The organism is Kitasatospora sp. Root107, from assembly GCF_001424875.1.
GTDB lineage: Bacteria > Actinomycetota > Actinomycetes > Streptomycetales > Streptomycetaceae > Kitasatospora.
Map to the genome: position 1 here is coordinate 114,717 of NZ_LMCT01000011.1, position 23,451 is coordinate 138,167.

Genomic DNA, 23,451 nt, shown 5'->3' on the forward strand with positions numbered 1-23,451 from the left:
ATCATGGACACCATGCGCGAGCGCTTCGCGGCTGTCAGCACCGAACTGCTGGACCAGGACCCGAGGTTGGCCGTCGTGCTGGCCGACATCGGCGCCGACGCCTTCGCGGCCGCCCGGAGCGCGCACCCCGACCGGGTGATCAACGTCGGCATCAGGGAGCAGCTGCTGATCGGCGTGGCCGGCGGCCTGGCGCTGGCCGGGATGCGGCCGATCGCCCACACCTTCGCCAGCTTCCTGGTGGAACGCCCCTTCGAGCAGGTCAAGTTGGACCTCGGCCATCAGGGCGTCGGCGCGGTGCTGGTCAGTGCGGCCGGTTCGTACGACTGGCCGGCCGGCGGCCGTACCCACATGGCGCCAGGCGACGTGGCGCTGCTGGACACCCTGCCCGGCTGGACGGTGCACGTGCCCGGGCACCCGGACGAGGCCGAGCGGCTGCTGCGGCACGCGGTGGCGGACGGCGACGAGAAGGCGTACGTCCGGCTGTCGGTACACCAGAACGCCACCGCTCGGCCGGTCGCGCCGGGACGGTTCCTGACGATCCGTCAGGGCAGGCGCGGCGTGGTGCTGGCGGTCGGCCCGATGCTCGACGCCGTACTGGCGGCCACCGAGGGGCTGGACCTGACGGTGCAGTACGCGGCCACGGTGCGCCCGTTCGACCGGGACGGTCTCCGGGCCGCGATCGGGGACGGCCCGGCGAGCGTGGTGCTGGTCGAGCCCTACCTGGCGGGCACCTCGGTCGGCGAGGTCAACGAGGCACTGAACGACCTCCCGCACCGGGTGCTCGGCCTGGGCGTCCCGAAGGAGGAGCACCGTCAGTACGGCTCGATCCCCGAGCACCTGGCCGCCTACGGCCTGGACGCGGCCGGCCTGCGCGAGCGGATCGCCTCCTACCTCTGGTGAGGCTGGAGCCGTCAGGCGAGTTTCCGGAAGTCGGCGAGTGAGAGCAGGAGATCGGCTCGTGCGGGATCGGACTCCGGCAGCTTGTCGAGCTCCCGGTCGGCGAAGTCGTCTGTGGCGGCCAGCAGAGCCGTGATGAAGTCCTGGACCGGCAGCTTCTCGATCTCCCGACCGCTTTCGGCGGCCGTGATCTCACCCTTCCTCACCGTGAAGCGCACCTGGAACGACGAGTCGACACCGCAGTACGCCACGGAGCCGCGGCCGGCCGAGAGCAGTTGCCGGATCTGGTCGAGGAGGAGGGCAACCGAAAGGAAGATCATCATTCCCTGGTCGGGTTGCCGGCCGGCCGAGCTCGCGCTGCCGCCTGCGCCGGAGATCTCCATGTCCCCGAGGTCGAACCCGCTGGGCGTCCCCTGGTCGGCTCTCCTGGAGAAGCTGAATCCGATCGCCACCTATGTTGCTCAGATCTCGTTCTCCCGCCAGCGGTGGAACGGTGGCAACTCAGCCACCTGCGGAGCTGCCACCGTCAGGCCGGATGCGAAGGTGGTGCAGAAGTCCCTGATCATCGCCTCAAGGCTCGATCGCGGCCTCGATGACCTGGGCGATGATGTACTGCTCCAGCTGCTGCTCAAGGAAGTTGATCAGTCGCTTCGCGGTCTCCTCGATCAGGATCACCGCCGCCTCGGCGGCCCCGAGGGTCGCCACCGCCGCCGCCTGGTCCGCGATGAACGCGGCTGCCAGCACGACCAGTTCGGCGATCGTCTCGATCTTCATCGCCACGATCACTTCCGCCGCCACGTCCAACGCGGTCGCCACCACGTGACAGGCCTGCACCAGGTCGTTCAGGTGACTGTCCGACAGTGCGGCCCACTTGGCCAGCAGTGCCTCGTACGAGGCGCCCTGGTACGCCTCGCCGAGACCGTGGATCGTCGCGGTGGAGTCCCGGTGGGACGCCTCCACGTTCTCCGCGAACTCCCGCACATGTGACGCGAATTCGCGGACCTTGTCCTCGTTCACGGTGGGCCAGTTGATCCCGATGAACGACAGGAACGTGACTACCTCGTCGGGCAGTTCGATAGCCATGCGGCACCTCCCCCGTAGCAGCATGCGTCGGCGAATGTAGCCGGTGACTGCCGTGGAGGGGCGGGATATTGCGCATCCTTGACCGAACTCGACCAAGCGGTGGACGGTCGGTCAGATCCGGAGCAGCGCGGTCGAGTCGGGGCCGAGCAGGAGCCCCTGCTCGGAGGGTTCGACCCGGCCGAAGGTGGCCAGCGGCTTGGCGCAGCTGAGCGGCAGGAGTTGCTCGGCGGGGCCGAGGTTGACCGCGAGGCGGTAGGGGCCGCGGTGGACCACCAGCCAGCGGGCGGCTTCGTCGTAGTCGACCAGGACCCGGGCCAGGTCGGGGTCGGTGAGCTCCGGGTGTTCGCGCCGCAGCCGGATCAACCGGCGGTACCAGGAGAGCAGTTCGGCGTGTGGGGCGGCGGTGGGCTCGGTCCAGTCCAGGGTCGAGGTGAGCACGGTGGCCGGGGCCTGCGGGTCGGGGATGGCCTCGGCGGGCCAGCCGTGGGCGGTGAACTCCCGGCGGCGGCCCTGCCGGACGGCCTCGGCCAGCGCGGGGTCGGGGTGGCTGGTGAAGTACTGCCAGGGTGTCCCGGCGCCCCACTCCTCGCCCATGAAGAGCATCGGGGTGAACGGCGAGGTGAGCACCAGGGCGGCCCCGGCGGCGAGCCGGCCGGGGGAGAGGATGGCGGAGAGCCGGTCGCCGGTGGCGCGGTTGCCGATCTGGTCGTGGGTCTGGGCGTAGCCGAGCAGCCGGTGGCCGAAGTCGGTGGGGAACGGGCGGCCGTGACTGCGGTCCCGGAACGAGGACCAGCTGCCGTCGTGGAAGAAGCCCTGGGTGAGGGTCTTGGCCAGCCCGGCCAGCGGCTGCCGGGCGAAGTCGGCGTAGTAGCCCTGGGATTCGCCGGTCAGTGCGGCGTGCAGGGCGTGGTGGAAGTCGTCGCTCCACTGCGCGGTCAGCCCGAGACCGCCGGTCTGGCGCGGGTTGGTGGTGCGCGGGTCGTTCAGGTCGGACTCGCCGATCAGGAACAGCGGCCGCCCGGTGGCGGCGGCCAAGTGGTCGACGGAGGTGGAGAGTTCCTCCAGGAAGTGCACGGCGCGGTCGTCCGCCAGGGTGTGCACGGCGTCCAGCCGGAGTCCGTCGATCCGGTAGTCGCGCAGCCAGCCGAGCGCACTGCCGATCAGATAGGCCCTGACCTGGTCGGAGCCGGGGGCGTCCAGGTTGACCGCCGAGCCCCAGGGGGTCTGGTGCCGGTCGGTGAAGTACGGGCCGTACGCGGGCAGGTAGTTGCCGGACGGGCCGAGGTGGTTGTGCACCACGTCCAGGATCACGCCGAGACCCTTGCGGTGCGCGGCGTCGACGAAGCGCTTGAGACCGTCGGGACCGCCGTACGGCTCGTGCACGGCCCAGAGCGAGACGCCGTCGTAGCCCCAGCCGTGCCGACCGGGGAACGGGCAGACGGGCAGCAACTCCACGAAGTCCACGCCCAGTTCGACCAGGTGGTCGAGGCGGGAGATCGCCGCTTTGAAGGTGCCGCCGGGGGTGAAGGTGCCGATGTGCAGCTCGTACACCACGGCGCCGGGCAGCGGCCGGCCCTGCCACGGGGTGTCGGACCAGCGGAAGGCGGCGTGGTCGACGGGGCGGCTCAGCCCGTCCGGGCCGTACGGCTGGCGGGGGGAGCGCGGGTCGGGCAGCGGCGGGCCGCCGTCCAGCCGGAAGGGGCAGCGGCGCCATCGGGTGCGCCGAGCCGTCCACCTCGACCTCGACCCGGGACGCCTCGGGGGCCCAGACCTGGTACTCCGTCACGCTGCTGCCTCCATACTCGTCAGACTTCGGAGTCTCGCACCAGCAGAGCCACCGGATGGTGCGTCAGCAGCTCGGCCACCGACACTTCGCCACCTTCGACCGGATGCCCGGTCAGCTGGTCCGTCCAGCGCCCGGCGGGAAGGCCGAGCACGGTGTCGCGCCAGCCGCCGTGGTGCGCCAGACCGTACGGGAGCCGGGTGACCGCGCTGACCGTCCGCTCGCCGCGGGCGAAGGCGAGCAGGTGACCGGCGGCCGGGCCGGTCGCCGACAGCGGCCGGTAGGGGCCCAGCTCGCCCGCCCGGCGCAGCCGCAGGGCGGTCGCGGTCAGGTGCAGCTTCTCCCGGGCCAGGTCGCCGGGGCGGTCGGTGGGGGAGTCGGTCAGCCGGACGGCGAGCGAGCCGAGGTCGACCGGGGCCCGGTTGTCCGGGTCGACCAGGGTGTAGAGCGGCTCCTCGCTGCCCTGGAACAGGTCGGGCACGCCCGGCATGGTCAGGTGCAGCAGGGCGGCCGCGAGCGAGTTGCTCCGGGCGTGCGGGGCGATCGAGTGCACGAAGCCGTCGATCCGGGGGGACAGGCCCGGGTTGGCGAGTGCCGCGCGGGCGTACTCGACCAGGCGGCGTTCGTACTGCTCGTCCGGGGTGGTCCAGGAGGTCGCGCGCTTGGCCTCGCGGACCGACTTGAGCAGTATCCCGACCAGCCGGTCGGGCTCGACCGGCCAGGCGGCGATCAGGGTCTGCCAGAGCAGCCAGGCGGTCGGGCGGTCCGGGCAGCGCCCGGCGGCGGTGGTCCAGGCGGCGCACTCGGCGGCCCAGCGCTCCGGGAGTTCGGCCAGCACGGTCAGCCGGGCCCGGGCGTCGGCGCTGCGCTTGGTGTCGTGGGTGGAGAGCGCCGTCATGGTGTGCGGCCAGTGTTCGGCGAGGTAGCCGCACCAGTCGTGGAACTCGGCCGGGCGCAGGCCGGGGTGAGCGGGGAACCCACCCACCTCGTTCAGGCTGAGCAGGGCGTTGAACCGGTAGAACGCGGTGTCCTCGACCCCCTTGGCCGCCACCGCCGAGGCGGTCTGGCCGAGCCGGGCGCAGAACTCGTCCTTGGCCGGGCTGCGGCCGAGCTGACCGAGGGTCAGGCCGCGGACCAGCGTGGCGGTGGCGACGAGCTCCGGCGGCACCGCGGCCAGTGCGGCGGTGACGTCGGTGACCGCCTCGGGCGGGGCGGGCTCGCCCGGCACCACGTACGGGCGGTAGACCGGATACGCCGTCAGCAGCTGGGCCAGCACCGCCCGGACGGCCGGGGCCGGGTGGTCGGCGAGGGCGGGCTCGGCGGCGCAGATCCGCTCCACCAGCCGGACCAGCCGGGCCACTTCGGCGGCCAGCTCGCCGCCCGGAGCGGTCAGCTCGGCCCGGCCCCGGCGGGCCTCCTCGGCGGGGGCGGCGAGGGTGCCGCAGTCCAGCCGGTAGGCGTGCACCAGCCGCTCGGCACCGGCATGGTCGGTGAGCACGCCGTCGATCCGGCGCAGCGCGTCGTACCCGGTGGTGCCCGCGCAGGCCCAGTCGGCGGGCAGCCGCTCCGGGCCGGTGAGGATCTTCTCCACCACGGTGTACGCCCCGCCGGTGGCCTCGGCCAGCCTGCGCAGGTAGCCGCGCGGGTCGGCCAGGCCGTCGGGGTGGTCGATCCGGAAGCCGTCCAGCACGCCGTCGGCGTGCAGGCGCAGCAGGGTGCGGTGGGTCGCCTCGAAGACCTCGGGCACCTCGACCCGGACCGCGATCAGTTGGTTCACGGTGAAGAACCGACGGTAGTTCAGCTCGCCGTCGGCCAGCCGCCACCAGGCCGGCCGGTACCACTGACGGCTGAGCAGCTCGGCGATCGGCAGCCCGGCGGTGCCGGGGCGGAGCGGGAAGGCGTGCTCGAAGTACCGCAGGGTGTCGCCGTCCACGGTGAACCGGTCGAGCTCGGCGCCGAGCCGGTCACCGAGCAGCGGCAGCAGCAGCCGGCCCCGCCCGGGCGCGTCCGCCGGGCCCGGCTGGGCCGTCCAGTCGATGTCGAACCAGTGCGCGTACCGGGAGTCGGGCCCGTCCCTGAGCACCTCCCAGAGTGGCTGGTTGAGCTGCTCGGGCACGGGCACGGCCATGTGGTTGGGGACCACGTCGGCGATCAGCCGCAGCTGGTGGCGGTGGGCCTCGGCGGCGAGCTCGCGCAGTGCGGGCTCGCCGCCGAGCTGCTCGCTGATCCGGCCGTGGTCGACGGTGTCGTAGCCGTGGGTGGAGCCGGGGGTGGCTTCGAGGAGCGGGGAGAGGTGCAGGTGCGAGACGCCCAGGGCCGCCAGGTAGGGGACGGCGTGCCGGGCGTCGTGCAGGGTGAAGGCGGGCTGGAGCTGGAGCCGGTAGCTGGAGGTGGGCGGACCGACGGCACCCGCCGCCGCCGGCCGTGGCTGCTCGGAGGTCATGGCTGATGACTACCCGGACGCTTGGTGCGCCAACGCGGTGTTGGTGCGAACGGCCTAATCACGGCGGTCGATGGGGCGGAGTGGGCGGGTGGGTCAGGCCGGGCGCTGAAGGACCATCAGCGAGCGGTCGGTCAGCCAGAGCGTGTCACCCGCCTTCACCCTTGTCCCGGTGCCCGGGGCGGGCAGCACCGGCTGGGTGGTGTCCACCACGGTCTGCCACTCCTGGCCGTGGTCGGCCGGGACGGTGAACTCCAGCGGCTCGGAGTGGGCGTTGAAGAGCAGCAGGAAGGAGTCGTCGACGATCTTGCCGCCGCGCCGGTCGGGCTCGGAGATCGCGTTGCCGTTCAGGAAGACGGTGAGCGACTTGGCGTAGCTGGTGGACCAGTCCCGCTTGGTCATCTCCTCGCCGGCCGGGGTGAACCAGTTGATGTCGGTCAGGTCGTCGTGGGTGCCGGAGACCGGGCGGCCGTGGAAGAACCGGCGGCGGCGGAAGACCGGGTGGTCCCGGCGGAGCCAGATCATGCCCTGGGTGAACTCCAGCAGCTCCGACTCCGGGGTGCCGGTCTTCGGCCAGTGCACCCAGGAGAGCTCGTTGTCCTGGCAGTAGGCGTTGTTGTTGCCGTGCTGGGTGCGGCCCAGCTCGTCGCCGTGGGAGAGCATCGGCACGCCCTGGGAGAGCAGCAGGGTGGCGATGAAGTTCCGCTGCTGACGGGCTCTCAGCTCCAGCACGCCGGGGTCGTCGGTGTCGCCCTCGGCGCCGCAGTTCCACGAGCGGTTGAACGATTCGCCGTCCCGGCTGTCCTCGGCGTTGGCCTCGTTGTGCTTCTCGTTGTAGGAGACCAGGTCGCGCAGGGTGAAGCCGTCGTGGCAGGTGACGAAGTTGATCGAGGCGATCGGGCGGCGGCCGTCGTCCTGGTAGAGGTCGGAGGAGCCGGTCAGCCGGGAGCCGAACTCGGCCAGCGTGGCGGCCTCGCCGCGCCAGAGGTCGCGGACGGTGTCCCGGTACATGCCGTTCCACTCCGTCCAGAGCGGGGGGAAGTTGCCGACCTGGTAGCCGCCCTCGCCCAAGTCCCAGGGCTCGGCGATCAGCTTGGCCTGGGAGACCACCGGGTCCTGCTGGCAGAGGTCGAAGAACGAGGAGAGCCGGTCCACCTCGTGGAACTGCCGGGCCAGGGTGGCGGCCAGGTCGAAGCGGAAGCCGTCCACGTGCATCTCGGTGACCCAGTAGCGCAGCGAATCCATGATCATCTGGAGCACGTGCGGACTGCGCATCAGCAGGCTGTTGCCGGTGCCCGTGGTGTCCTCGTAGAACCGCTGGTCCTTGGCCAGGCGGTAGTAGGAGACGTTGTCCAGGCCGCGGAAGGAGAGCGTCGGACCGAGGTGGTTACCCTCCGCGGTGTGGTTGTAGACCACGTCGAGGATCACCTCGATGCCCGCCGCGTGCAGCGCCTTGACCATCGACTTGAACTCCTGCACCTGCTGCCCGCGGTCCCCGCCGGAGGAGTAGGAGGAGTGCGGGGCGAAGAAGCCGATGGTGTTGTAGCCCCAGTAGTTGGACAGCCCGAGGTCGCGCAGCCGGTGGTCCCGGACGAACTGGTGCACCGGCATCAGCTCGATCGCGGTCACCCCGAGCTTGGCCAGATGCTCGATCACGGCCGGGTGGCCCAGCCCCGCGTAGGTGCCCCGGATCTCGTCGGGGATGCCGGGGTGCAGCTGGGTCAGGCCCTTCACGTGGGCCTCGTAGAGCACCGTGCGGTGGTAGTCGGTGCGCGGGGGCCGGTCGTTGCCCCAGTCGAAGTACGGGTTGATCACCACCGAGTGCATGGTGTGCGGCGCCGAATCCAGGTCGTTGCGCCGCTCGGGTGCGCCGAAGTGGTAGCCGTACACCGACTCGTCCCAGTCGATGTGGCCGCTCATCGCCTTGGCGTACGGGTCGAGCAGCAGCTTGGCGCTGTTGTGCCGCTGGCCCAGCCCGGGATTGTGCGGGCCGTGCACGCGGAAGCCGTAGCGCTGCCCGGGCTGGATGCCGGGCAGGTAGGCGTGCCGGACGAAGGCGTCCGTCTCCCGGAGCTCGACCGAGGTCTCGGAGTCGTCCTCGCCCAGCAGGCAGAGCTCGATCCGATCGGCGCTCTCGGAGAACACCGCAAAGTTGGTGCCGGCCCCGTCGTAGGTGGCGCCGAGGGGGTACGGCTGCCCTGGCCAGACCTGCATATCGCCTCAACTTCCCTGGTGCCAACCGAAATTGGCGCTGTACAGGATCTGCCCGGCTGGCTGCCGAACCATGTACGGACCATGCGTACCGTGATGCACGGCATACCGGAATCCTCCCCAACCCGAGGCCGTCAGGGCGAGCAATCGGCTGCGACTTCGCCCGAACGAGTGTCCGCCCACTGGCTAATCCACCTTCTCCGAACGGATGGTTGTGCGGACAAGGGGCTGCGCCCCCGCCGACCCGGGCAGTACCCTTGATCGTCCGGCACGCGCTCCGGGCACCGTGCGGACTCAGGCCAGGCCCTCTCCGCCATGGTTGAGACAGGGTCAGCGGACGGTCCGTCATCTCGCCGGTCCGCCGGGGGTGGGCCGAGAGGTGAGGTAGCGCATGGTGGTCCCCGCCGACGGCCGGGACGGCCCGGAGAACCCCGGCCGGAGCGAGGCGCCGACGGTGGTGATGCGAGGCCGGCCGCCGAAGCGCGCCACCGTCCCGGCCCAGGGCGGTCCGGCCGAGCCCGCGCCACTGGCCTGGTCCGCCGACCAGTGGGGGCTGGCCGACCACCGGGTCCGGCTGGCCGGCCGGGCGTACGTCTGGCTCAACCTGGTCGAACAGCGGCTGCGCGCCCTGGTGGACGAGGTGCTCCGGCCGGTCTACGCGCCCGCGCACGGCGAGGACTGGGTGACCGCCGCCGCCGGCCCAGCCGGCGAGGAGTGGGTGCACCGGGCCGGTGCGGTCCGCGAGGTCAGCCGCCGCAAGGGCTACCTGCTCGACCCGGCCGACGACGACCCGCTGGTCTTCCTCACCCTGCCGCAGCTGCGCGAGCTGATGGTGCAGCACTGGCCGTGCTTCGAGCCCTATCTGATCGACCGTCGGGAGATCGAGCTCGCGCTGGACGAGCTGGAGGTCGCCCGGCACGTGGTCTCCCGCAACCGCAGCCTCTCCGGGACGGTGCTGGCGCAGACCGAGCGGGCCGCCGCCCGGCTGCTCACCCTGCTGGACGGCGGCTCCGGCGGGGTGCCCGCCGACGTGGTCGAGGAGCTGGTCGGCGGCCGGTTCGCGGACGTGGTCTCGGTGCACGCCGACCGGGTCAGGCTGCAGCGCGAGCTGCCGGTGGAGGACCTGCTGGAGGGCGCCAGGCGGCTGGACGCGGTCGGCATCGCGCTCGGCATGCTCTGCCAGAACTACACCGGCAAGCGGCTGGTGCGGCTGGCCTCCGAGGGCTGCCGGGTCCGGCTGCTCTTCCTCAACCCGGCCAGCAGCGCGGTCCGCCGCCGGGAGCGGGAGCTCGGGCTCGGGCGGGGCGAGCTGGCCCGCTCGATCGAGATGAACATCATGCACGTCCGCCGGGTCCGGGCCCGGCTACGCGACCAGGGCGGCTTCGAGATTCGGGTGTTCGACGAGATGCCGCGCTTCACGGCGTACCTGGTGGAGGGCGCCCGGCCGCCCGGCCGACGGCGCTCGGGCGATCTCGGCGTGGTGCAGCCGTACCTGCGGCGGGCACGCGGGATCGAGTCTCCCGCGCTGGTGCTGCGCGGCGGTGCCGGGCAGGAGCCGGGCGGGCAGGAACCCGGGCTGCTGGAGGTCTACCGCGAGGAGTTCGAGGGGGTCTGGGTGGACTCCAGGGCGGTGTCCTGAGGGGGCCTGACCTGCGGGCCGACAGTCGTACCGGAACGGGGGGCGGCTGACCGAGTGTCGGCGGGCCTCGCCGGACGAGCCGGGGGACGGGCCCGGTGTCAGGATGTTGATCATCGGCGGCGGGCAGCGGGGTCACAGTGCGCCCGGGAACCCTCCAGGTGCCGATGACCGACACTCGCTCCCGAGCCCCAGGAAGTCCGCCTGATGACCGATCAGACCTGCCCGGCCGGATTCGGCCGCCGCAGCTTCGTCAAGGCCACCGCCCTCGCCTCCGGTGCCCTCGCCATCGGGGCCGGGGTGGGGGCCGCGCCCGCCGCCGCCAGGACCGGGCGGCCCCGCGCGGTGATCCCGTTCCACGGCCCGCACCAGGCCGGGATCGTCACCCCCGCTCAGGGTTACGCGACGTTCGCCTCGTTCGCGGTCACCGTGCCCGACCGGGCCGGACTGGCGGAGCTGCTGCGCGACCTGACGGGCCGGATCCGCTTTCTCACCGCGGGCGGCACCCCGCCGGCCGACGCCCCGGGTGCCCCGACCGGCGACAGCGGCACACTCGGCCCGGTGGTCCCCGCCGACGGCCTCACCGTCACGGTCGGCGTCGGCGCCACGCTGTTCGACCGCCGCTACGGCCTGGCCGGGGTGCAACCGGCCCGGATCCGTCAGATGCCGGCGTTCCGCGGCGACCGGCTGCGCGCCGGCGAGCTGCACGGCGACCTCTCGCTCCAGCTCTGCGCCGACAGCCGGGACGTGGTCAGCCACGCGCTGCGCGACCTCGGCCGCCGCACCCGGGGCAGGCTGCAGCCGCTCTGGCGGATCGACGGCCAGCTCAACCCGGCCCGGCCGGACGGTGCCCAGCGCAACGTGATGGGTTTCAAGGACGGCATCGCCAACCCGGACCCGAGCTCGGCCCGGGAGCTGGACCGGCTGGTCTGGGTGCAGCCGGGCAGCGGCGAACCGGCCTGGGCCGAGGGCGGCAGCTACCAGGTGCTGCGCACCGTCCGGGTGCTCTGCGAGGCCTGGGAGGAGCTGCCGTTGGAGCGTCAGGAACGGCTGATCGGCCGCCGCCGCGACACCGGCGCCCCGCTCGACGGGACCACCGAGACCGATCTGCCGGACTACACCAAGGACCCGACCGGCGCCGTCATCCCGCTCGACTCGCACATCCGGCTGGCCAACCCGCGTACCCCCGAGACCGACGACTCGCGAGTGCTGCGGCGGGGCTACACCTACGACCGGGGCCTGGCCGGGGACGGGCGGCTCGACACCGGGCTGGCGTTCTGCTGCTACCAGCAGGACCTGGTCCGGCAGTTCGAGGCGGTCCAGCGGCGGCTGGAGGGCGAGCCGCTGGGCGACTTCCTGGTCTGCACCGGCGGCGGCTACTTCTTCGCGCTGCCCGGGGTCAGGGACGGGAACGACTGGCTCGGCCGGGGAATGCTGGCGGAGTGAGCCGCCGTGCCGGCCGCGCGGGCCGACCCGTCGGCCGACTGAGCCGACGACTGAGCCGGCCCGTCCGAAGGCTGTTATCCGGTACCCGGCGGTTCCTGCTGTCACTGGTGCGCGCGATGATGGGCACCTCGCGACGGACCGACGGAAGGACATCTCGGATGAGCTGGTGGAAGGAGCCTCTGGTCGGCTTCGACCTGGAGACCACGGGCACCGACCCGGCGACCTCCCGGATCGTCACCGCGGCACTGGTGGACACCTTCGGGCCACGGCCCGAGCGGGTGCTGAACTGGCTGCTCGACCCCGGCGTGCCGGTGCCCGCCGAGGCGACGGCGATCCACGGCATCAGCGACGAGCAGGCCCGCCGGGACGGCCGCCCCGCCGCGATGGCGGTGGAGGAGATAGCCGGCGCGCTGTGCGAGCGGCTGCTGGCGGGCCGCCCGGTGGTGGCCTTCAACGCGCCGTTCGACCTCTCCCTGCTGGACGCCGAGCTCGCCAGGTACGGCCTGCGCTCGCTGGCCGACCGGCTCGGCGGCAGCGTCGGCCCGGTGGTCGACGCCCTGGTGATCGACCGTGCCGTCGACAAGTACCGGCGCGGCTCGCGCACCCTGCAGCACGTCTGCGCCGTCTACGGCGTCGAGCTGATAGACGCTCACGAGGCGGGCAGCGACGCGCTGGCCGCGGTCCGGGTCGCCGTCGCCCTCGGTGAGCGCTACCCCGCCGAGGTCGGCGGCCTGACACCGGAGCAGCTGCACACCCGTCAGATCGGCTGGTACCGGGGCTGGGCCGAGGAGCTGCAGTCCTGGCTGCGCCGGGAGAAGGACCCGGCCGCCGAGGTCGACAGCACCTGGCCGCTCCGGTAGCCGACCTCCGTAGCCGACCCCCCGGTCAGACCGCCGGGAAGTCGAAGGTGTACCCCTGGGCGGCCAGCCAGGGCAGCAACTGCCGTAGGGCGGTGACGGTCTGGGAGCGGTCGCCGCCCGCGTCGTGCAGCAGCACCACCCCGCCCGGGCGCAGGTCGCGCTGGACGGTGCCGACGATGGCGGCGACGCCGGGGCGGCTCCAGTCGCGCGGGTCGACCGACCAGCCGAGCGGGCGCAGGCCGTTGGCCGCGGCGACCATCTGGTTGTCGGGGGTGAACGCGCCGCCCGGCGCCCGGAACCAGGGGACCTTGGTGCCCGCGCCACCTGCTTTGACGATCATGTCCTTGGCGGCGACGATCTCGTACGCCTGTTGGTGGTGCGAGAGCGCCGCGAAGGGCTGTGGGTGGCTCACGCTGTGGTCGCAGAGCCGGTGCCCCTCGGCCCGGATCCGCTGGACGACGGCCGGGTAGGCCGTGGCGTTCAGGCCGGTCACGCAGAAGGTGGCCCGGGCGCCGTACCGGGAGAGCAGGTCGAGCACCTGGCCGGTGGCGGCGCCGGGACCGTCGTCGAAGGTGAGTGCCACGGTCCGCCCGCCGGAGGCGGTGCTGCGCACCACCGAGCTCGAAGTCCCGGGCGGTGGCGGGGGTTTGGGGGTTGTTGAGGGCTTGGGCGTAGTGGGCCTGCTGGTCGGCGGCGCCGGGGGCGGCGGCTCGGTGCTCGCCGACGGGCTGGTGGCGGGCCGGGGCGGCAGGGACGGCGAAGCGGACGGGGACGGGCTGGGAGTCGGCGTGGCGGAGGCCGGAGTGGAGGACGGGGTGGAGGACGGGGTGGAGGTCGTGGCAGCCGAACTCGGTTCGGGCTTGGGCGAGTTGGTGCAGGAGACCAGCAGTGCGGCGGCGAGCAGGCCGGTGAGGCCGTACCGGGTCTGCTGGGCGAAGGGGGTCCGCATGGCGACGACTCCTGACGTCGTACCGGCCGCCCGTCCAGGGCGCCTGCCCGATGAGACGTCAGGAGCGTACGCGCCGGTTCCGAAGGTGCGTACGAACGGACGGCCTCAGAACGAGTGCCAGCGCACCGCCGTGGCCCCGTCCCGCAGCGAACCGACCCGGCGGGTGAACTCGGCCAGTGCGGCCGGGTTTTCGGGTGCCTGCTGGGCGACCCAGGAGGCGCTCGCGGTCTCCCTGGCCCCACGCAGCACCGCGAAGCCGGGCCAGTCCCGGACGTCCCAGCCGTACGCCCCGGTGAAGGCCAGGTAGTCCTCGGCGGGGACGCCGTACCGGTCGTGGCTGAGCGCGAGCACCACCAGGTCGTGTTCGCGCAGGTCGTCGGAGAGGGTCTCCAGGTCGAGCAGGACGGGGCCGTCCGGGCCGACCCGGACGTTGCGCGGCAGGGCGTCGCCGTGGATCACCCCGGGGGTCAACTCCGGGACCAGCTCGGCGATCGCGGCCTGGTGGTCGGCCCGGCGGGCCCGCAGGAAGGCGACGTCCGCCGGGTCCACGTGCCCGTCCGCGCTCGCCAGCCAGCGGTCCACCGGGGCGAGCAGCTCGCGCCGGGGGAGCGCGAACGGCGGGGCCGGCAACGCGTGCAGCGCGCGCAGCAGTGGCGCCAGGTCGGCGGGCCCGGCCGGGCGGACGGCGGGGGCCAGGCGGTGCCAGAAGGTGACGGGGTGTCCGTCCACCAGAACCGGCTCCGGCAGGTATGGACGGACCACCGGGATGCCCTGCCCGGCGAGCCAGCCGGAGACGGCCAGTTCGCGGCGGGCCCGCTCGGCCACCGCAGGGCCGCGGCCGACCTTGGCCACCACCGCCGGATCGCCGAGATCGAAGGCGGCGTTCTCGCCGAACGCCAGCAGTTCCGCCGCCGCCGGGTCCGGGATACCGGCGGTCGCGCAGGCGCGGGTCAGCAGGGCCAGGGCGGTGGCGGCGTCGAAAGTGCTCATCCGGGCATCATCGCGCAGGCCGGCCCGGTGGCACCGGTCTCCTCCTCCAGGGCAGCGCCACTCCACCCTGAGGGGGAGGGGCCTCCGTCTGGAGCAGGAGGTGAGCGGGGTCCGGCCCGGGTCAGGATGGGGGCAGGGCCGGTTCCATGGCCCGGGGGGTGCACCGACCGGAGCCCGCCTGCCCGGTCGCGGGGCGGCTCACGTACGATGCTCACACTTACTTACCTGCCGACCGGCTAGGAGCCTCCGGGCCCGGCCGCTCACAGCCGTCGCCCCAGTGTCCCGTCCCCCAAGGGCTGCGGTGAACCATGCCCAGGAGGCACAACGAGCATGTTCCACCGGATCGGACAATTCGTCGTCAAGCGCGCCTGGTGGGTGATCCTCGCCTGGATCATCGCCGCAGTCGCCATCGTCTCGACCGCGCCCAAGCTGACCGCCCAGAGCGACGCGAGCGACTTCCTGCCGCGGCACTACGAGTCCATCCGGGCCTCGGTCGTGCAGCAGCAGGCGTTCCCCGCCAACTTCACCCCGTCGGCCATGGTGCTCTTCGAGCGCACCGACGGCGCGCCGCTGGACGAGGCGGACAAGGCGACCATGACCAAGGTCGTCCAGGGCCTGACCGACAAGAAGATCAAGTTTGTCGAGCAGGTCACCCCGGTCACCGCGCAGAGCACCTCGAAGGACGGCAAGTACGCCCTCTCGATGGTCGGGATGGAGAAGGACGCGGCCTACAAGCCCGAGGCCGCCGACTCCGCCAAGGAACTGCGCGAGGACGCCAAGAAGCTGGCCGAAGGCAGTGCCCTCAAGGTCCAGCTCGGTGGCCAGGCGGCGCAGAACCTGGACCAGAAGGACTCGGGCGAGCTGGCCAACCTGCTGATCGGCGTCGGCACGATCGTGATCATCATGCTCACGCTCGGCATCATCTTCCGTAGCCCGATCATCGCGCTGCTGCCGGTCATCTCGGTCTTCGTCTACTCGATGGTGGCCAACGGCCTGATCGGGTACGCGGTGAAGGCCTTCGGCCTGAAGGCCGACAACTCGGTCTCGGCAATCCTGATCATCGTGTTGTTCGGCGTGGGCACCGACTACTTCCTGTTCCTGATGTTCCGTTACCGCGAGCGGTTGCGGGCCGGGGACAGCCGTAAGGACGCCGTGGCCAACGCGGTCGGCCGGGTCGGCGAGGCGATCACCTCCGCCGCCGGCGCCGTGATCGTGGCGTTCAGCGTGCTGCTGCTCTCCAGCCTCGGCATGTTCAAGGCGATGGGCCCCTCGCTGGCCATCGCGGTCGGCGTCACCGCGCTCGCCTCGGTCACCCTGGTGCCCGCGATCCTGTCGCTGATCCCGGAGAGGGTGCTGTTCTGGCCCTCGAAGGCGTGGCAGAACGAGCCGAAGAACGCCCGCTTCGCCGTCTTCGGCGAGACCGTCAAGCGTCGTCCGCTGATGGTCGCGCTGGTCTCCGGCGGGCTGCTGCTGGCCTTCTCGGCGGCCGCGTTCGGCTACAAGGGCACCTTCGACCTGGCGGCCGGCTCGATGCCGAAGACCAAGGAGTCGATGGTCGTCCAGGACACCCTGATGACGGCGTTCTCGGCCGGTGCCGCCGACCCGAGCCACGTCTACCTGACCGGTAAGGACGGCGCCAAGCTCGACCCGGCCTCGTTCGCGGGCTATGCGGCCGCGCTCGGCAAGGTCGACGGGGTGGCCCAGGCCTTCGACAAGCCCAGCATCAGCAAGGACGGCGGCACCGCCGACTTCACCGTCATGCTGAAGGACGGCCCGGCCACCAACGAGGCGATCGACACCGTCACCGACCTGCGCAAGGTGGCCCACGCCTCCGCCCCGGCCGGGACCGAGGCCTACGTCGGCGGTCTGACCTCCGTCTACAAGGACATCAACTCCGCGATGTCCCGCGACTACTCGCTGGTCTTCCCGATCGCGGCCGTGCTGATCATGCTGATCCTCGGCCTGCTGCTGCGCAGCGCGGTCGCCCCCTGGTACCTGATGGTGGCCGTCGGCCTCGGCTTCACCGCCACCATCGGTGCCACCAGCCTGATGTTCCAGCACGTCCAGGGCGAGAGCGGCCTGATGTTCATGCTGCCGATGCTGATCTACCTGTTCGTGGTGGCGATCGGCACCGACTACAACATCCTGATGATCGCCCGGCTCCGCGAGGAGGCGGCCGAGGGCCACAGCCCGCGCGAGGCCGCCGCACTGGCGGTCAAGCACGGCGGCCCGACCGTCGCGGCGGCCGGCTTCATCCTGGCCGGCACCTTCGGCACGATGCTGCTCGCGGGCAACATCTTCTTCAGTGAGATCGGCTTCTCGGTGGCCTTCGGCATCATCGTGTCGGCCTTCGTGATGGCGCTGTTCTTCACCCCGGCGCTCACCGCGCTGCTCGGCAAGGCCGCCTGGTGGCCCGGCCACGCGGCGCTGCCCGGGCACGAGGCGGAGCTCTCGCTCGGCAAGGAGCCGGAGCCGGCCGGACGGCACTGACCCGGTGTCCGGAGCGGTGGACGGTGATCATGCCGTCCGCCGCTCCGGCGCAGGTGAGCGGGCTTGATGAACGGCGTGTGTCAGGGGGGCCGATCGGGGGAAATTCTCCGATCATCTCGGGTGCCACCGTGCTACAGTCGAGGCAGTTGCAGTTTTGGTTCCCATGAACGTACGTGTGCGCCTGCTGGTACCAACCAACAGGCGCATTTGTTTTGTCCGGTGTTCAACCTCCGGATGGGGATCGCGGCTACTTGGGTCCTACGAGGTGTGGGTCCCTTGCCCCAGTAGAAGGAGACGGTTATGGCTACCGGCACCGTGAAGTGGTTCAACAGCGAAAAGGGCTTCGGCTTCATCGAGCAGGAGGGTGGCGGCCCGGACGTGTTCGCCCACTACTCCAACATCCAGGCCAATGGCTTCCGTGAGCTCGTTGAGGGCCAGCACGTGGAGTTCGACGTCACGCAGGGCCAGAAGGGCCCGCAGGCCGAGAACATCCGCCTCGTCTGAACCTGAACAAAGCGTAGCGAGGGCCCGCACCGCACGGTGCGGGCCCTCGTTCATGCCGCCGAACGGCCGGGGCGGTGCAACGACTCCTGACGGCCGACCTCCCCCAGCTCCATGCCGGGGGTGCCACTTTCTGGTCCTTCGCCACGCGTACAACCGTGGCCATCGGCCGCCCAGGACGGAGAACACATGACCACCCCTGCCCGCCCGCCGCGCAACCGTCGCAGCCCGCAGCAGTCCACCGGCCGCCCGCAGCAGCAGCGCACCGGCACCAGCAGTGGCGGCCTCAGCCGCAGCGGTGGCGGCAACCGCCGCCCGCAGCGTGCTGCCGCCCAGCAGCAGCCGCCCGCCGACTTCACCGTGGTCGAGGGCACCCCGGCCCGGCCGCCGGCCGCCACCTTCGCCGAGCTGGAGATGCCCAAGGGCCTGCTCTCCGCCCTCGGCAAGGAGGGTGTCGTCGAGCCCTTCCCGATCCAGTCCGCCACCCTGCCGGACGCGCTGGCCGGCCGTGACGTGCTCGGCCGTGGCCGGACCGGCTCCGGCAAGACCCTCGCCTTCGGCCTCTCGCTGCTCGCCCGCACCGCCGGGAAGCGGGCCGACGCCCGCTGCCCGCTGGCCCTGGTGCTGGTGCCGACCCGCGAGCTGGCCCAGCAGGTCACCGACGCGCTCACCCCGTACGCCACCGCGGTCAACCTGCGGATCGCCACCGTGGTCGGCGGTATGTCGATCACCCGGCAGGCGAACGCCGTCCGCCGTGGCGCCGAGGTCCTGGTCGCCACCCCCGGCCGCCTGGACGACCTGATCAACCGTCAGGACGTCCGGCTGGACGACGTGCAGATCACCGTCCTGGACGAGGCCGACCAGATGGCCGACATGGGCTTCCTGCCCCAGGTCACCAAGCTGCTGGAGCAGGTCGCCGTGGGCGGCCAGACGATGCTCTTCTCGGCCACCCTGGACCGGAACGTGGACCGCCTGGTGCGCCGCTTCCTGACCGACCCGGTGACCCACTCGGTCGACCCGTCGGCCGGCGCGGTCACCACCATGGACCACCACGTGCTGCAGCTGGATGCCGCCGACAAGGTCTCGGCCACCGCGCACATCGCCTCCCGCGAGGGCCGGCTGATCATGTTCGTGCACACCAAGCACGGTGCCGACCGACTGGCCAAGCAGCTGCTCGCCGCCGGGGTCAAGGCGGCCGCGCTGCACGGCGGCAAGTCGCAGCCGCAGCGCAACCGGGTGCTGGACCAGTTCCGGGACGGTCAGATCACCGCGCTGATCGCCACCAACGTGGCGGCTCGCGGTATCCACATCGACGGTCTCGACATGGTGGTCAACGTGGACCCGCCGGTCGACCACAAGGACTACCTGCACCGTGGCGGCCGGACCGCCCGGGCCGGCGAGTCCGGCACCGTGGTGACCCTGGTGCTGCCCGAGCAGCGCCGCGAGGTGAGCCGCCTGATGACCACCGCGGGCATCCGGCCGACCACCACCAAGATCCGCCCCGGCGACGCCGAGCTGGCCCGGATCACCGGCGCCCGGACGCCCACCGGCGTGGCGGTCACGCTGACCCCGGTGGTCGCCCCCGGTGCGGACCCGGCAGCCCCGGCCCAGCCGCGTCGGCGCGCCGCCCCCAAGCGCTCCGGACTGCCCGCGGACGTGGACATGAACGGCAACGCCCGTCGTCCGCGGACCAAGCAGCGGATGGGCGCGGGTGCCTCCGCGGGTGGCGGCTCCGGCCGGGCCAACGGCGGCAACGGTCGGACGGCTGCCGGGTTCATCGGCAAGTCGGCCGGGAGCAAGCCGGGTTCGGGCTCGAAGACCGGCTCCAACTACGGCACCGGCCGGCAGCGGCGCAAGTCGGACTGACCTCGCAGGTCGGACTGACCTCGCGAATCGGCACTGGGGCAACGGACGTGACAAGTCTGTTGCCCCAGTGGCGTTTTCGGGACCGGACTGGCACAGAGTCGGTGGTGGGGCGTGTGCTAGCTTTTTTTCGGCCTCATGATGTCGGAGTGAGGGCGGTCACGGGGGAGGAGTACCTGCCATGGCGGGTGAGTATCAGGTCGATCCGGAGGCGATACGGCGGTTCGGCCGTACCTCGGAGGAGCGTTCGACCCGAGTGCGGGAGATCCGGAGCCAGTTGGGCGAGCACCGGCTGCCGTCCGGGGCCTTCGGCAAGCTGCCGGAGGCGGACGAGATCGAGCGGGACTACCAGGAGCGGCACGAGGCCGCCGTGGTCAACCTGATCTCCGTCGCGGACACCATGGAGCGGATCTCCGGGCACTCGGAGGACCTGGCCCGATCCTATGAGGCCGCCGAGCGCGGACTCGCCGAGAACATGCAGGTGATGGCCAGGGGGCTCGGGGCATGAGCAGTCCGGCGTCCGAGGCGGTCAACGCCTATGTGAAGATCGACAATTGGCTCAGTCCGTTGGGCAGCGTGGTGGACGCCATCCTGCGCCCGATCGTCGAGCCGTTCGCCGAGATGCTGGAGTTCGTCACCGGTGACCCGGAGGGGCTGCTGGACGCGGCCAAGCTCTGGAAGGCACAGGCCGAGGCACTCCGTGAGGTGATCGCCGACCAGCGGCGGGACCGGGCCGCGCTGACCAACGACTGGCAGGGCGAGGCCGCCGACAAGCTCCAGCAGGAACTCGCCGAGTACGAGACGGCGCTGGAGGAGGAGGCGGACGACATGGAGAACACCGCCTACCGCCTGGAGGAGGCCGCCGAGGAGTGCCGGGTCGCCCAGGAGCTGGTGGAGACGGTGATCCGTGAGCTGATCGAGTGGGCGATCATCACCTTCGCCGCCTCGCTCGCCTTCAGCGTGATCACGGCCGGTGTGTCGCTGGCCGCGGAGGCCGCCGCCGCAGCTGCCGAGGGCACCATCGCCAGCGCCCGGATCGCCATGCTGGTACGGAAGTTGGCCTCGGCGCTGACGAAGGTCGCGGACGCCATGAAGGCGATCAAGGCGGCCTCCGCCCGGCCGCACCTGAGCCCGAAGAAGCCGTGGACCTGGACCAAGCAGTTCGACCCCGAGGCGCTCGCCGCCAGCATGATCAAGAAGGGCGTCGGCAAGGCCGCCCTGGGTGCCATCGGCCTGACCGGTGACCCGGTGGGCGAGACCGCCAAGACCGCGATCCAGCAGGGTCTGATCTTCGGCGCCGACGAGGCGGACAAGAAGATCAACCCGCAGAACCTGCCGCCGACCGTAGAGTTGAGCCCGGAGGAGCGCAAGCAGCGCTTCGACCAGGCCTTCGGCTGAGACCGACGAGGAAGGGCGGGCACGCGATGCTCAACGCCGACCGCGAGATCGTCCAGCCGTTGCTGGAGCCGGGCGAGCGCCTGATCGAGGCGGCCAAGGTGAGCCTGGCTCCGGGTATCGCGCGCCCGCCCGAGGAGCTGCTCACGCCCCGTCAGCCCAGCCAGCTCGAACAGAAGTTGGCCAGGCCGTTCAACGTGCTGCGCCGGGCCTACGCCGTGGTGAACCCGGTCTCGGCGGCGGTCGGCGCGGTCGAGGACCGGGTGGCGTCGGCCGCGCCCGAACGGGCGCTGCACGGCACCGGGATGGGCGGGGACTGGGCCAGTGCCGCCGGGCGCTTCGTGATCCGGATGTACGAGGACGGCGCGTACGCCTCGGGCCTGCTCACCGTCACCGACCGGCGGGTGCTGATGGTGGTGGACCGCTCCGCGATCTGGCAGCTGCTCAGCGAGCAGCACGCCGTGCAGTGGGCGGTGCAGCGTGGCGAGTTGGCCGAGTTCCGGCGCAACGCCAAGGGTGTGCTGCAGCGCGGCCGAATCGACCTGGTCTTCCGGGACGGCTCCTGGGCGGGTGTGTCGGCAGACCTGCCGCGTAACGCCGATCCGTTGGTGGCCGCGTTCAGCGGGTGAGCCGGCGTAGGCGATCGGTGGTCTCGGGATCGCGTGGGGAGAACACGACCAGCTGGAACCCGTCGGACGCCTGGAGTACCAGCTGGTCGATCCGCAGCAGGCCGACCGCCTCGTGTGACAAGTCCTTGGCGGTGCCGGCCCGTTCGAGCACCTGATGCTCGTCCAGCCAGCGGTCCGCCTCCGGGAAGTGGGTGCGCAGCCGGGTGATCACCTCGGCCAGTGCGGGGCGCTCCCCGGCGGCGGTGCGGAGTTGGGCCAGCAGCCGGCGGGCGTGCCGCTCCCAGTCCACGGTGCGGCGCCGGTTGGCCTGGTTGGCGAAGGCCAGCCAGGCCAGGTTGCGGTCGGCCGGGTCGCAGGCGGTGTAGTCGAACAGCGCGTCGGCCTCCGGGTTCCACGCCCGGACCTCCCAGTCGGCGTCCATCAGAAAGGCCGGGGCCGGGGACTGGCCGGACATCAACCGCAGTAGTGGGGCCGGGAGTTCGGCCGGCGCAGGTTCGGTGGTGGTACCGCCGCCGGCCAGTTGGAAGAGATAGGCGGTCTCGGTCCGGTCCAGCCGCAGGGTACGGGCCAGGCTGCCCAGCACCTCGGGGGAGGGGTTGATCCGGCGCCCCTGCTCCAGCCAGGTGTACCAGGTCACTCCGACCCCGGCGAGCAGCGCCAGCTCCTCCCGGCGCAGCCCCGGCGTCCGGCGGCGGACGCCCGGGGCCAGGCCGACCTGCTCCGGGGACAGCCGGGCCCGGCGAGTGCGCAGGAAGTCGGACAGCTCGGTGCGCTGCAGTTCGGTGGTGGTCATCGCTCCCCCTGTGGTGCTGGTACTCCCACTACCAGTATCGCTGGGCACTGCCGGGGCCCGGCGCCGGGCGGGAGGGTGGAGGCACGTACCACCGCTCCTGAAGGAGAACCGAGATGACGATCCGTCCGTTCCGCACCGCCGCCGTGGCGGCGCTGGCCGCCGTCCTGCTGGGCGCGGGGGCGCTGCCCGCAGCCGCCGCCCGTCCGTACCCGCCGTCGGTGCTGGCCGGGCACGCCGACAGCCTGCACCCGGAGGACGCGGTCTGGGACGCCGCGCACGGCCGTTTCCTGGTCGGCTCGCTGCGGCACGGCACCGTGTCGGTGGTCCGCCCCGACGGCTCGGTGCGCACGTTGGTGGACGACCCGGAGCACCTGGTGTCGGTGGTCGGCATCCAGATCGACCGGGCCCGGGGCCGGGTGCTGGTGGCCAACGCCGACCCCGGGGTGGGCCTGCGGCACGACCCGGCCCGGGTGGTGGCGGGCATCGGGGCGTACGACCTGGAGAGCGGGCGGCGGATCTTCTACACCGACCTGGCGGCCGTCGCGGCGGACGGTGGGCGGCACTTCGCCAACGATCTGGTGCTGGGGCCGGACGGCGAAGCGTACGTGACGGACTCGTTCGCGCCGGTGATGTACCGGGTGCGGCCGGACGGATCCGCCACGGTGCTGGTGCGGGACGCCCGGCTGGCGGCGCCGGTGGGCGGGTTCGGGCTGAACGGGATCGTCCGGGTCGGGCGCACGCTGCTGGTCGGCAAGTACGACGACGGCACGCTGTGGCGGGTGTCGATCGACCGGCCGGGGGAGCTGCGGCAGGTGGCGGTCACGGGCGGGGACCGTCCGGTCGGCCTGGACGGGCTGCTGCGGACCCGGGACGGTGTGCTGCACGGCGTCACCAACCGGCTGGGTGGCGGGGGTTCGGACACGGTGGTCGAACTGCGCTCGGCGGACGGCTGGCGGAGTGCGGTGCTGACGGCCCGTCCGGCTCCCGATCCGGCACTGACGGCGGTGGTGGCCGGTCCTGGCGAGGCGGCGTACACGCTGTCGGGGCGGATGGACCTGCTGTTCGCGGGCGTGCTGGACGACAGGTTCACGCTGCGTAGGCTGTGAGGCATGGAACGACTCGACGCGCGGGATCTCGCGGAGCAGGAGCGGTGTCTGGACGAGCTGCTCGAGGTGCTCGAGCTGGTCTTCGACGAGCCGGTGGACCCGCGTGTCGAGGCGTTGGCGGCGCGGCAGCCGCTGTATCCGCAGTACCACCGGGTCGGCCACAAGCGGCAGTTGGTGCGCCTGGCGCTGGAGGATGAGCGGCGGTTGGTACGGGAGCACTACGACGCGGTGCTGCGAGCGGTGCTGGCCGACCCGGACGTGAACTCGCCGCGCTGGCTGATCGCCGTCCTGGTGGGCGCGGTGGGGCGGCGCAGGGTGGAGCAGGATCTGCTGACGGCGGGCGCCTCGGCGGACGTACTGCGCTGGGCGGGCCGGTAGG

Annotated in this window: 19 protein-coding genes and 1 pseudogene; 12 read left to right on the top strand and 8 right to left on the bottom strand. The window is 72.2% G+C overall.

Annotation, left to right across the window (positions count from 1 at the left end; all coding sequences use genetic code 11):
- The first annotated feature begins 3 nt into the window (after window positions 1–3).
- On the top strand, window positions 4–900 hold the full coding sequence (locus ASC99_RS10600) for a transketolase family protein (protein ID WP_057230585.1): 897 nt from the start codon (window positions 4–6) through the stop codon (window positions 898–900).
- Window positions 901–911: 11 nt separating this feature from the next.
- Here the strand turns inward: ASC99_RS10600 and ASC99_RS10605 are convergent, their stop codons facing one another.
- The 5 genes and pseudogenes from ASC99_RS10605 to glgX form a co-directional block, all read right to left on the bottom strand.
- Window positions 912–1,280: a hypothetical protein gene (locus ASC99_RS10605; RefSeq protein WP_157531471.1), complete on the bottom strand. Its 369-nt coding sequence runs from the start codon at window positions 1,278–1,280 to the stop codon at window positions 912–914.
- Between the two features lie 187 nt (window positions 1,281–1,467).
- Window positions 1,468–1,980, bottom strand: coding sequence for a WXG100 family type VII secretion target (locus ASC99_RS10610; protein ID WP_157531472.1), 513 nt, complete (start codon window positions 1,978–1,980; stop codon window positions 1,468–1,470).
- Between the two features lie 111 nt (window positions 1,981–2,091).
- A pseudogene (gene treZ / locus ASC99_RS10615) lies at window positions 2,092–3,694 on the bottom strand (malto-oligosyltrehalose trehalohydrolase).
- Between the two features lie 91 nt (window positions 3,695–3,785).
- The gene (gene treY / locus ASC99_RS10620; RefSeq protein ID WP_057230589.1) at window positions 3,786–6,206 is read right to left on the bottom strand and encodes a malto-oligosyltrehalose synthase; all 2,421 of its coding nucleotides are present in this window, start codon (window positions 6,204–6,206) and stop codon (window positions 3,786–3,788) included.
- 93 nt (window positions 6,207–6,299) lie between these two features.
- Entirely contained in the window at window positions 6,300–8,417 is a 2,118-nt protein-coding gene (gene glgX / locus ASC99_RS10625; RefSeq protein WP_057230591.1) for a glycogen debranching protein GlgX, read from the bottom strand.
- Between the two features lie 388 nt (window positions 8,418–8,805).
- Here glgX and ASC99_RS10630 point away from each other — a divergent pair, with 388 nt between their 5' ends.
- The 3 genes from ASC99_RS10630 to ASC99_RS10640 all read left to right on the top strand — a co-directional run bounded on the left by ASC99_RS10630 (window position 8,806) and on the right by ASC99_RS10640 (window position 12,356).
- Window positions 8,806–10,053 (top strand): SAV2148 family HEPN domain-containing protein, encoded by a 1,248-nt coding sequence (locus ASC99_RS10630; RefSeq protein WP_057230593.1) that lies wholly within the window; start codon window positions 8,806–8,808, stop codon window positions 10,051–10,053.
- Between the two features lie 204 nt (window positions 10,054–10,257).
- Window positions 10,258–11,496 (top strand): Dyp-type peroxidase, encoded by a 1,239-nt coding sequence (locus ASC99_RS10635; protein ID WP_057230595.1) that lies wholly within the window; start codon window positions 10,258–10,260, stop codon window positions 11,494–11,496.
- Between the two features lie 158 nt (window positions 11,497–11,654).
- Entirely contained in the window at window positions 11,655–12,356 is a 702-nt protein-coding gene (locus ASC99_RS10640; protein WP_057230597.1) for an exonuclease domain-containing protein, read from the top strand.
- 25 nt (window positions 12,357–12,381) lie between these two features.
- On the opposite strand, the gene ASC99_RS40325 is transcribed toward ASC99_RS10640, so the two are convergent.
- Both ASC99_RS40325 and ASC99_RS10650 read right to left on the bottom strand, forming a co-directional pair.
- Window positions 12,382–13,305, bottom strand: coding sequence for a polysaccharide deacetylase family protein (locus tag ASC99_RS40325; RefSeq protein ID WP_235502454.1), 924 nt, complete (start codon window positions 13,303–13,305; stop codon window positions 12,382–12,384).
- Window positions 13,306–13,410: 105 nt separating this feature from the next.
- On the bottom strand, window positions 13,411–14,295 hold the full coding sequence (locus ASC99_RS10650; protein WP_057230599.1) for an aminoglycoside phosphotransferase family protein: 885 nt from the start codon (window positions 14,293–14,295) through the stop codon (window positions 13,411–13,413).
- Window positions 14,296–14,625: 330 nt separating this feature from the next.
- Between ASC99_RS10650 and ASC99_RS10655 the strand changes: the two genes are divergently transcribed.
- From ASC99_RS10655 to ASC99_RS10680, 6 genes are all read left to right on the top strand, one after another.
- The gene (locus ASC99_RS10655; protein WP_057230601.1) at window positions 14,626–16,785 is read left to right on the top strand and encodes an MMPL family transporter; all 2,160 of its coding nucleotides are present in this window, start codon (window positions 14,626–14,628) and stop codon (window positions 16,783–16,785) included.
- 300 nt (window positions 16,786–17,085) lie between these two features.
- Window positions 17,086–17,289: a cold-shock protein gene (locus ASC99_RS10660; protein WP_057230602.1), complete on the top strand. Its 204-nt coding sequence runs from the start codon at window positions 17,086–17,088 to the stop codon at window positions 17,287–17,289.
- 186 nt (window positions 17,290–17,475) lie between these two features.
- Window positions 17,476–19,152 (top strand): DEAD/DEAH box helicase, encoded by a 1,677-nt coding sequence (locus ASC99_RS10665; RefSeq protein ID WP_057230603.1) that lies wholly within the window; start codon window positions 17,476–17,478, stop codon window positions 19,150–19,152.
- Window positions 19,153–19,330: 178 nt separating this feature from the next.
- Window positions 19,331–19,657, top strand: a complete 327-nt coding sequence (locus tag ASC99_RS10670) for a hypothetical protein (protein WP_057230605.1) — start codon at window positions 19,331–19,333, stop codon at window positions 19,655–19,657.
- Window positions 19,654–20,547 (top strand): WXG100 family type VII secretion target, encoded by an 894-nt coding sequence (locus ASC99_RS10675; RefSeq protein ID WP_057230607.1) that lies wholly within the window; start codon window positions 19,654–19,656, stop codon window positions 20,545–20,547. Before ASC99_RS10670 ends, ASC99_RS10675 begins: the two co-directional genes overlap by 4 nt.
- A 26-nt stretch (window positions 20,548–20,573) precedes the next feature.
- Window positions 20,574–21,173 carry a hypothetical protein gene (locus tag ASC99_RS10680; protein WP_057230610.1) on the top strand — a complete coding sequence of 200 codons (600 nt, stop codon included), beginning with the start codon at window positions 20,574–20,576 and terminating at the stop codon, window positions 21,171–21,173.
- Here ASC99_RS10680 and ASC99_RS10685 read toward each other — a convergent pair.
- Complete coding sequence (locus tag ASC99_RS10685; RefSeq protein WP_057230612.1) at window positions 21,163–21,966, bottom strand: helix-turn-helix transcriptional regulator; 804 nt, start codon at window positions 21,964–21,966, stop codon at window positions 21,163–21,165. The two genes, ASC99_RS10680 and ASC99_RS10685, sit on opposite strands and share 11 nt — an antisense overlap.
- Before the next feature lie 113 nt (window positions 21,967–22,079).
- Between ASC99_RS10685 and ASC99_RS10690 the strand changes: the two genes are divergently transcribed.
- A complete protein-coding gene (locus ASC99_RS10690; RefSeq protein ID WP_057230614.1) occupies window positions 22,080–23,072 on the top strand; it encodes a hypothetical protein in 993 nt (330 codons plus the stop codon).
- Between the two features lie 3 nt (window positions 23,073–23,075).
- Entirely contained in the window at window positions 23,076–23,450 is a 375-nt protein-coding gene (locus ASC99_RS38420; RefSeq protein ID WP_057230616.1) for a hypothetical protein, read from the top strand.
- Window position 23,451 lies beyond the last annotated feature (1 nt).

Bases quoted from the DNA above. Each gene is read 5' to 3' on its own strand.
- ASC99_RS10600 (WP_057230585.1), top strand. From the start codon at position 4: ATGGACACCATGCGCGAGCGCTTCGCGGCTGTCAGCACCGAACTGCTG.
- ASC99_RS10605 (WP_157531471.1), bottom strand. From the start codon at position 1,280: ATGGAGATCTCCGGCGCAGGCGGCAGCGCGAGCTCGGCCGGCCGGCAA.
- ASC99_RS10610 (WP_157531472.1), bottom strand. From the start codon at position 1,980: ATGGCTATCGAACTGCCCGACGAGGTAGTCACGTTCCTGTCGTTCATC.
- treY (WP_057230589.1), bottom strand. From the start codon at position 6,206: ATGACCTCCGAGCAGCCACGGCCGGCGGCGGCGGGTGCCGTCGGTCCG.
- glgX (WP_057230591.1), bottom strand. From the start codon at position 8,417: ATGCAGGTCTGGCCAGGGCAGCCGTACCCCCTCGGCGCCACCTACGAC.
- ASC99_RS10630 (WP_057230593.1), top strand. From the start codon at position 8,806: ATGGTGGTCCCCGCCGACGGCCGGGACGGCCCGGAGAACCCCGGCCGG.
- ASC99_RS10635 (WP_057230595.1), top strand. From the start codon at position 10,258: ATGACCGATCAGACCTGCCCGGCCGGATTCGGCCGCCGCAGCTTCGTC.
- ASC99_RS10640 (WP_057230597.1), top strand. From the start codon at position 11,655: ATGAGCTGGTGGAAGGAGCCTCTGGTCGGCTTCGACCTGGAGACCACG.
- ASC99_RS40325 (WP_235502454.1), bottom strand. From the start codon at position 13,305: ATGCGGACCCCCTTCGCCCAGCAGACCCGGTACGGCCTCACCGGCCTG.
- ASC99_RS10650 (WP_057230599.1), bottom strand. From the start codon at position 14,295: ATGAGCACTTTCGACGCCGCCACCGCCCTGGCCCTGCTGACCCGCGCC.
- ASC99_RS10655 (WP_057230601.1), top strand. From the start codon at position 14,626: ATGTTCCACCGGATCGGACAATTCGTCGTCAAGCGCGCCTGGTGGGTG.
- ASC99_RS10660 (WP_057230602.1), top strand. From the start codon at position 17,086: ATGGCTACCGGCACCGTGAAGTGGTTCAACAGCGAAAAGGGCTTCGGC.
- ASC99_RS10665 (WP_057230603.1), top strand. From the start codon at position 17,476: ATGACCACCCCTGCCCGCCCGCCGCGCAACCGTCGCAGCCCGCAGCAG.
- ASC99_RS10670 (WP_057230605.1), top strand. From the start codon at position 19,331: ATGGCGGGTGAGTATCAGGTCGATCCGGAGGCGATACGGCGGTTCGGC.
- ASC99_RS10675 (WP_057230607.1), top strand. From the start codon at position 19,654: ATGAGCAGTCCGGCGTCCGAGGCGGTCAACGCCTATGTGAAGATCGAC.
- ASC99_RS10680 (WP_057230610.1), top strand. From the start codon at position 20,574: ATGCTCAACGCCGACCGCGAGATCGTCCAGCCGTTGCTGGAGCCGGGC.
- ASC99_RS10685 (WP_057230612.1), bottom strand. From the start codon at position 21,966: ATGACCACCACCGAACTGCAGCGCACCGAGCTGTCCGACTTCCTGCGC.
- ASC99_RS10690 (WP_057230614.1), top strand. From the start codon at position 22,080: ATGACGATCCGTCCGTTCCGCACCGCCGCCGTGGCGGCGCTGGCCGCC.
- ASC99_RS38420 (WP_057230616.1), top strand. From the start codon at position 23,076: ATGGAACGACTCGACGCGCGGGATCTCGCGGAGCAGGAGCGGTGTCTG.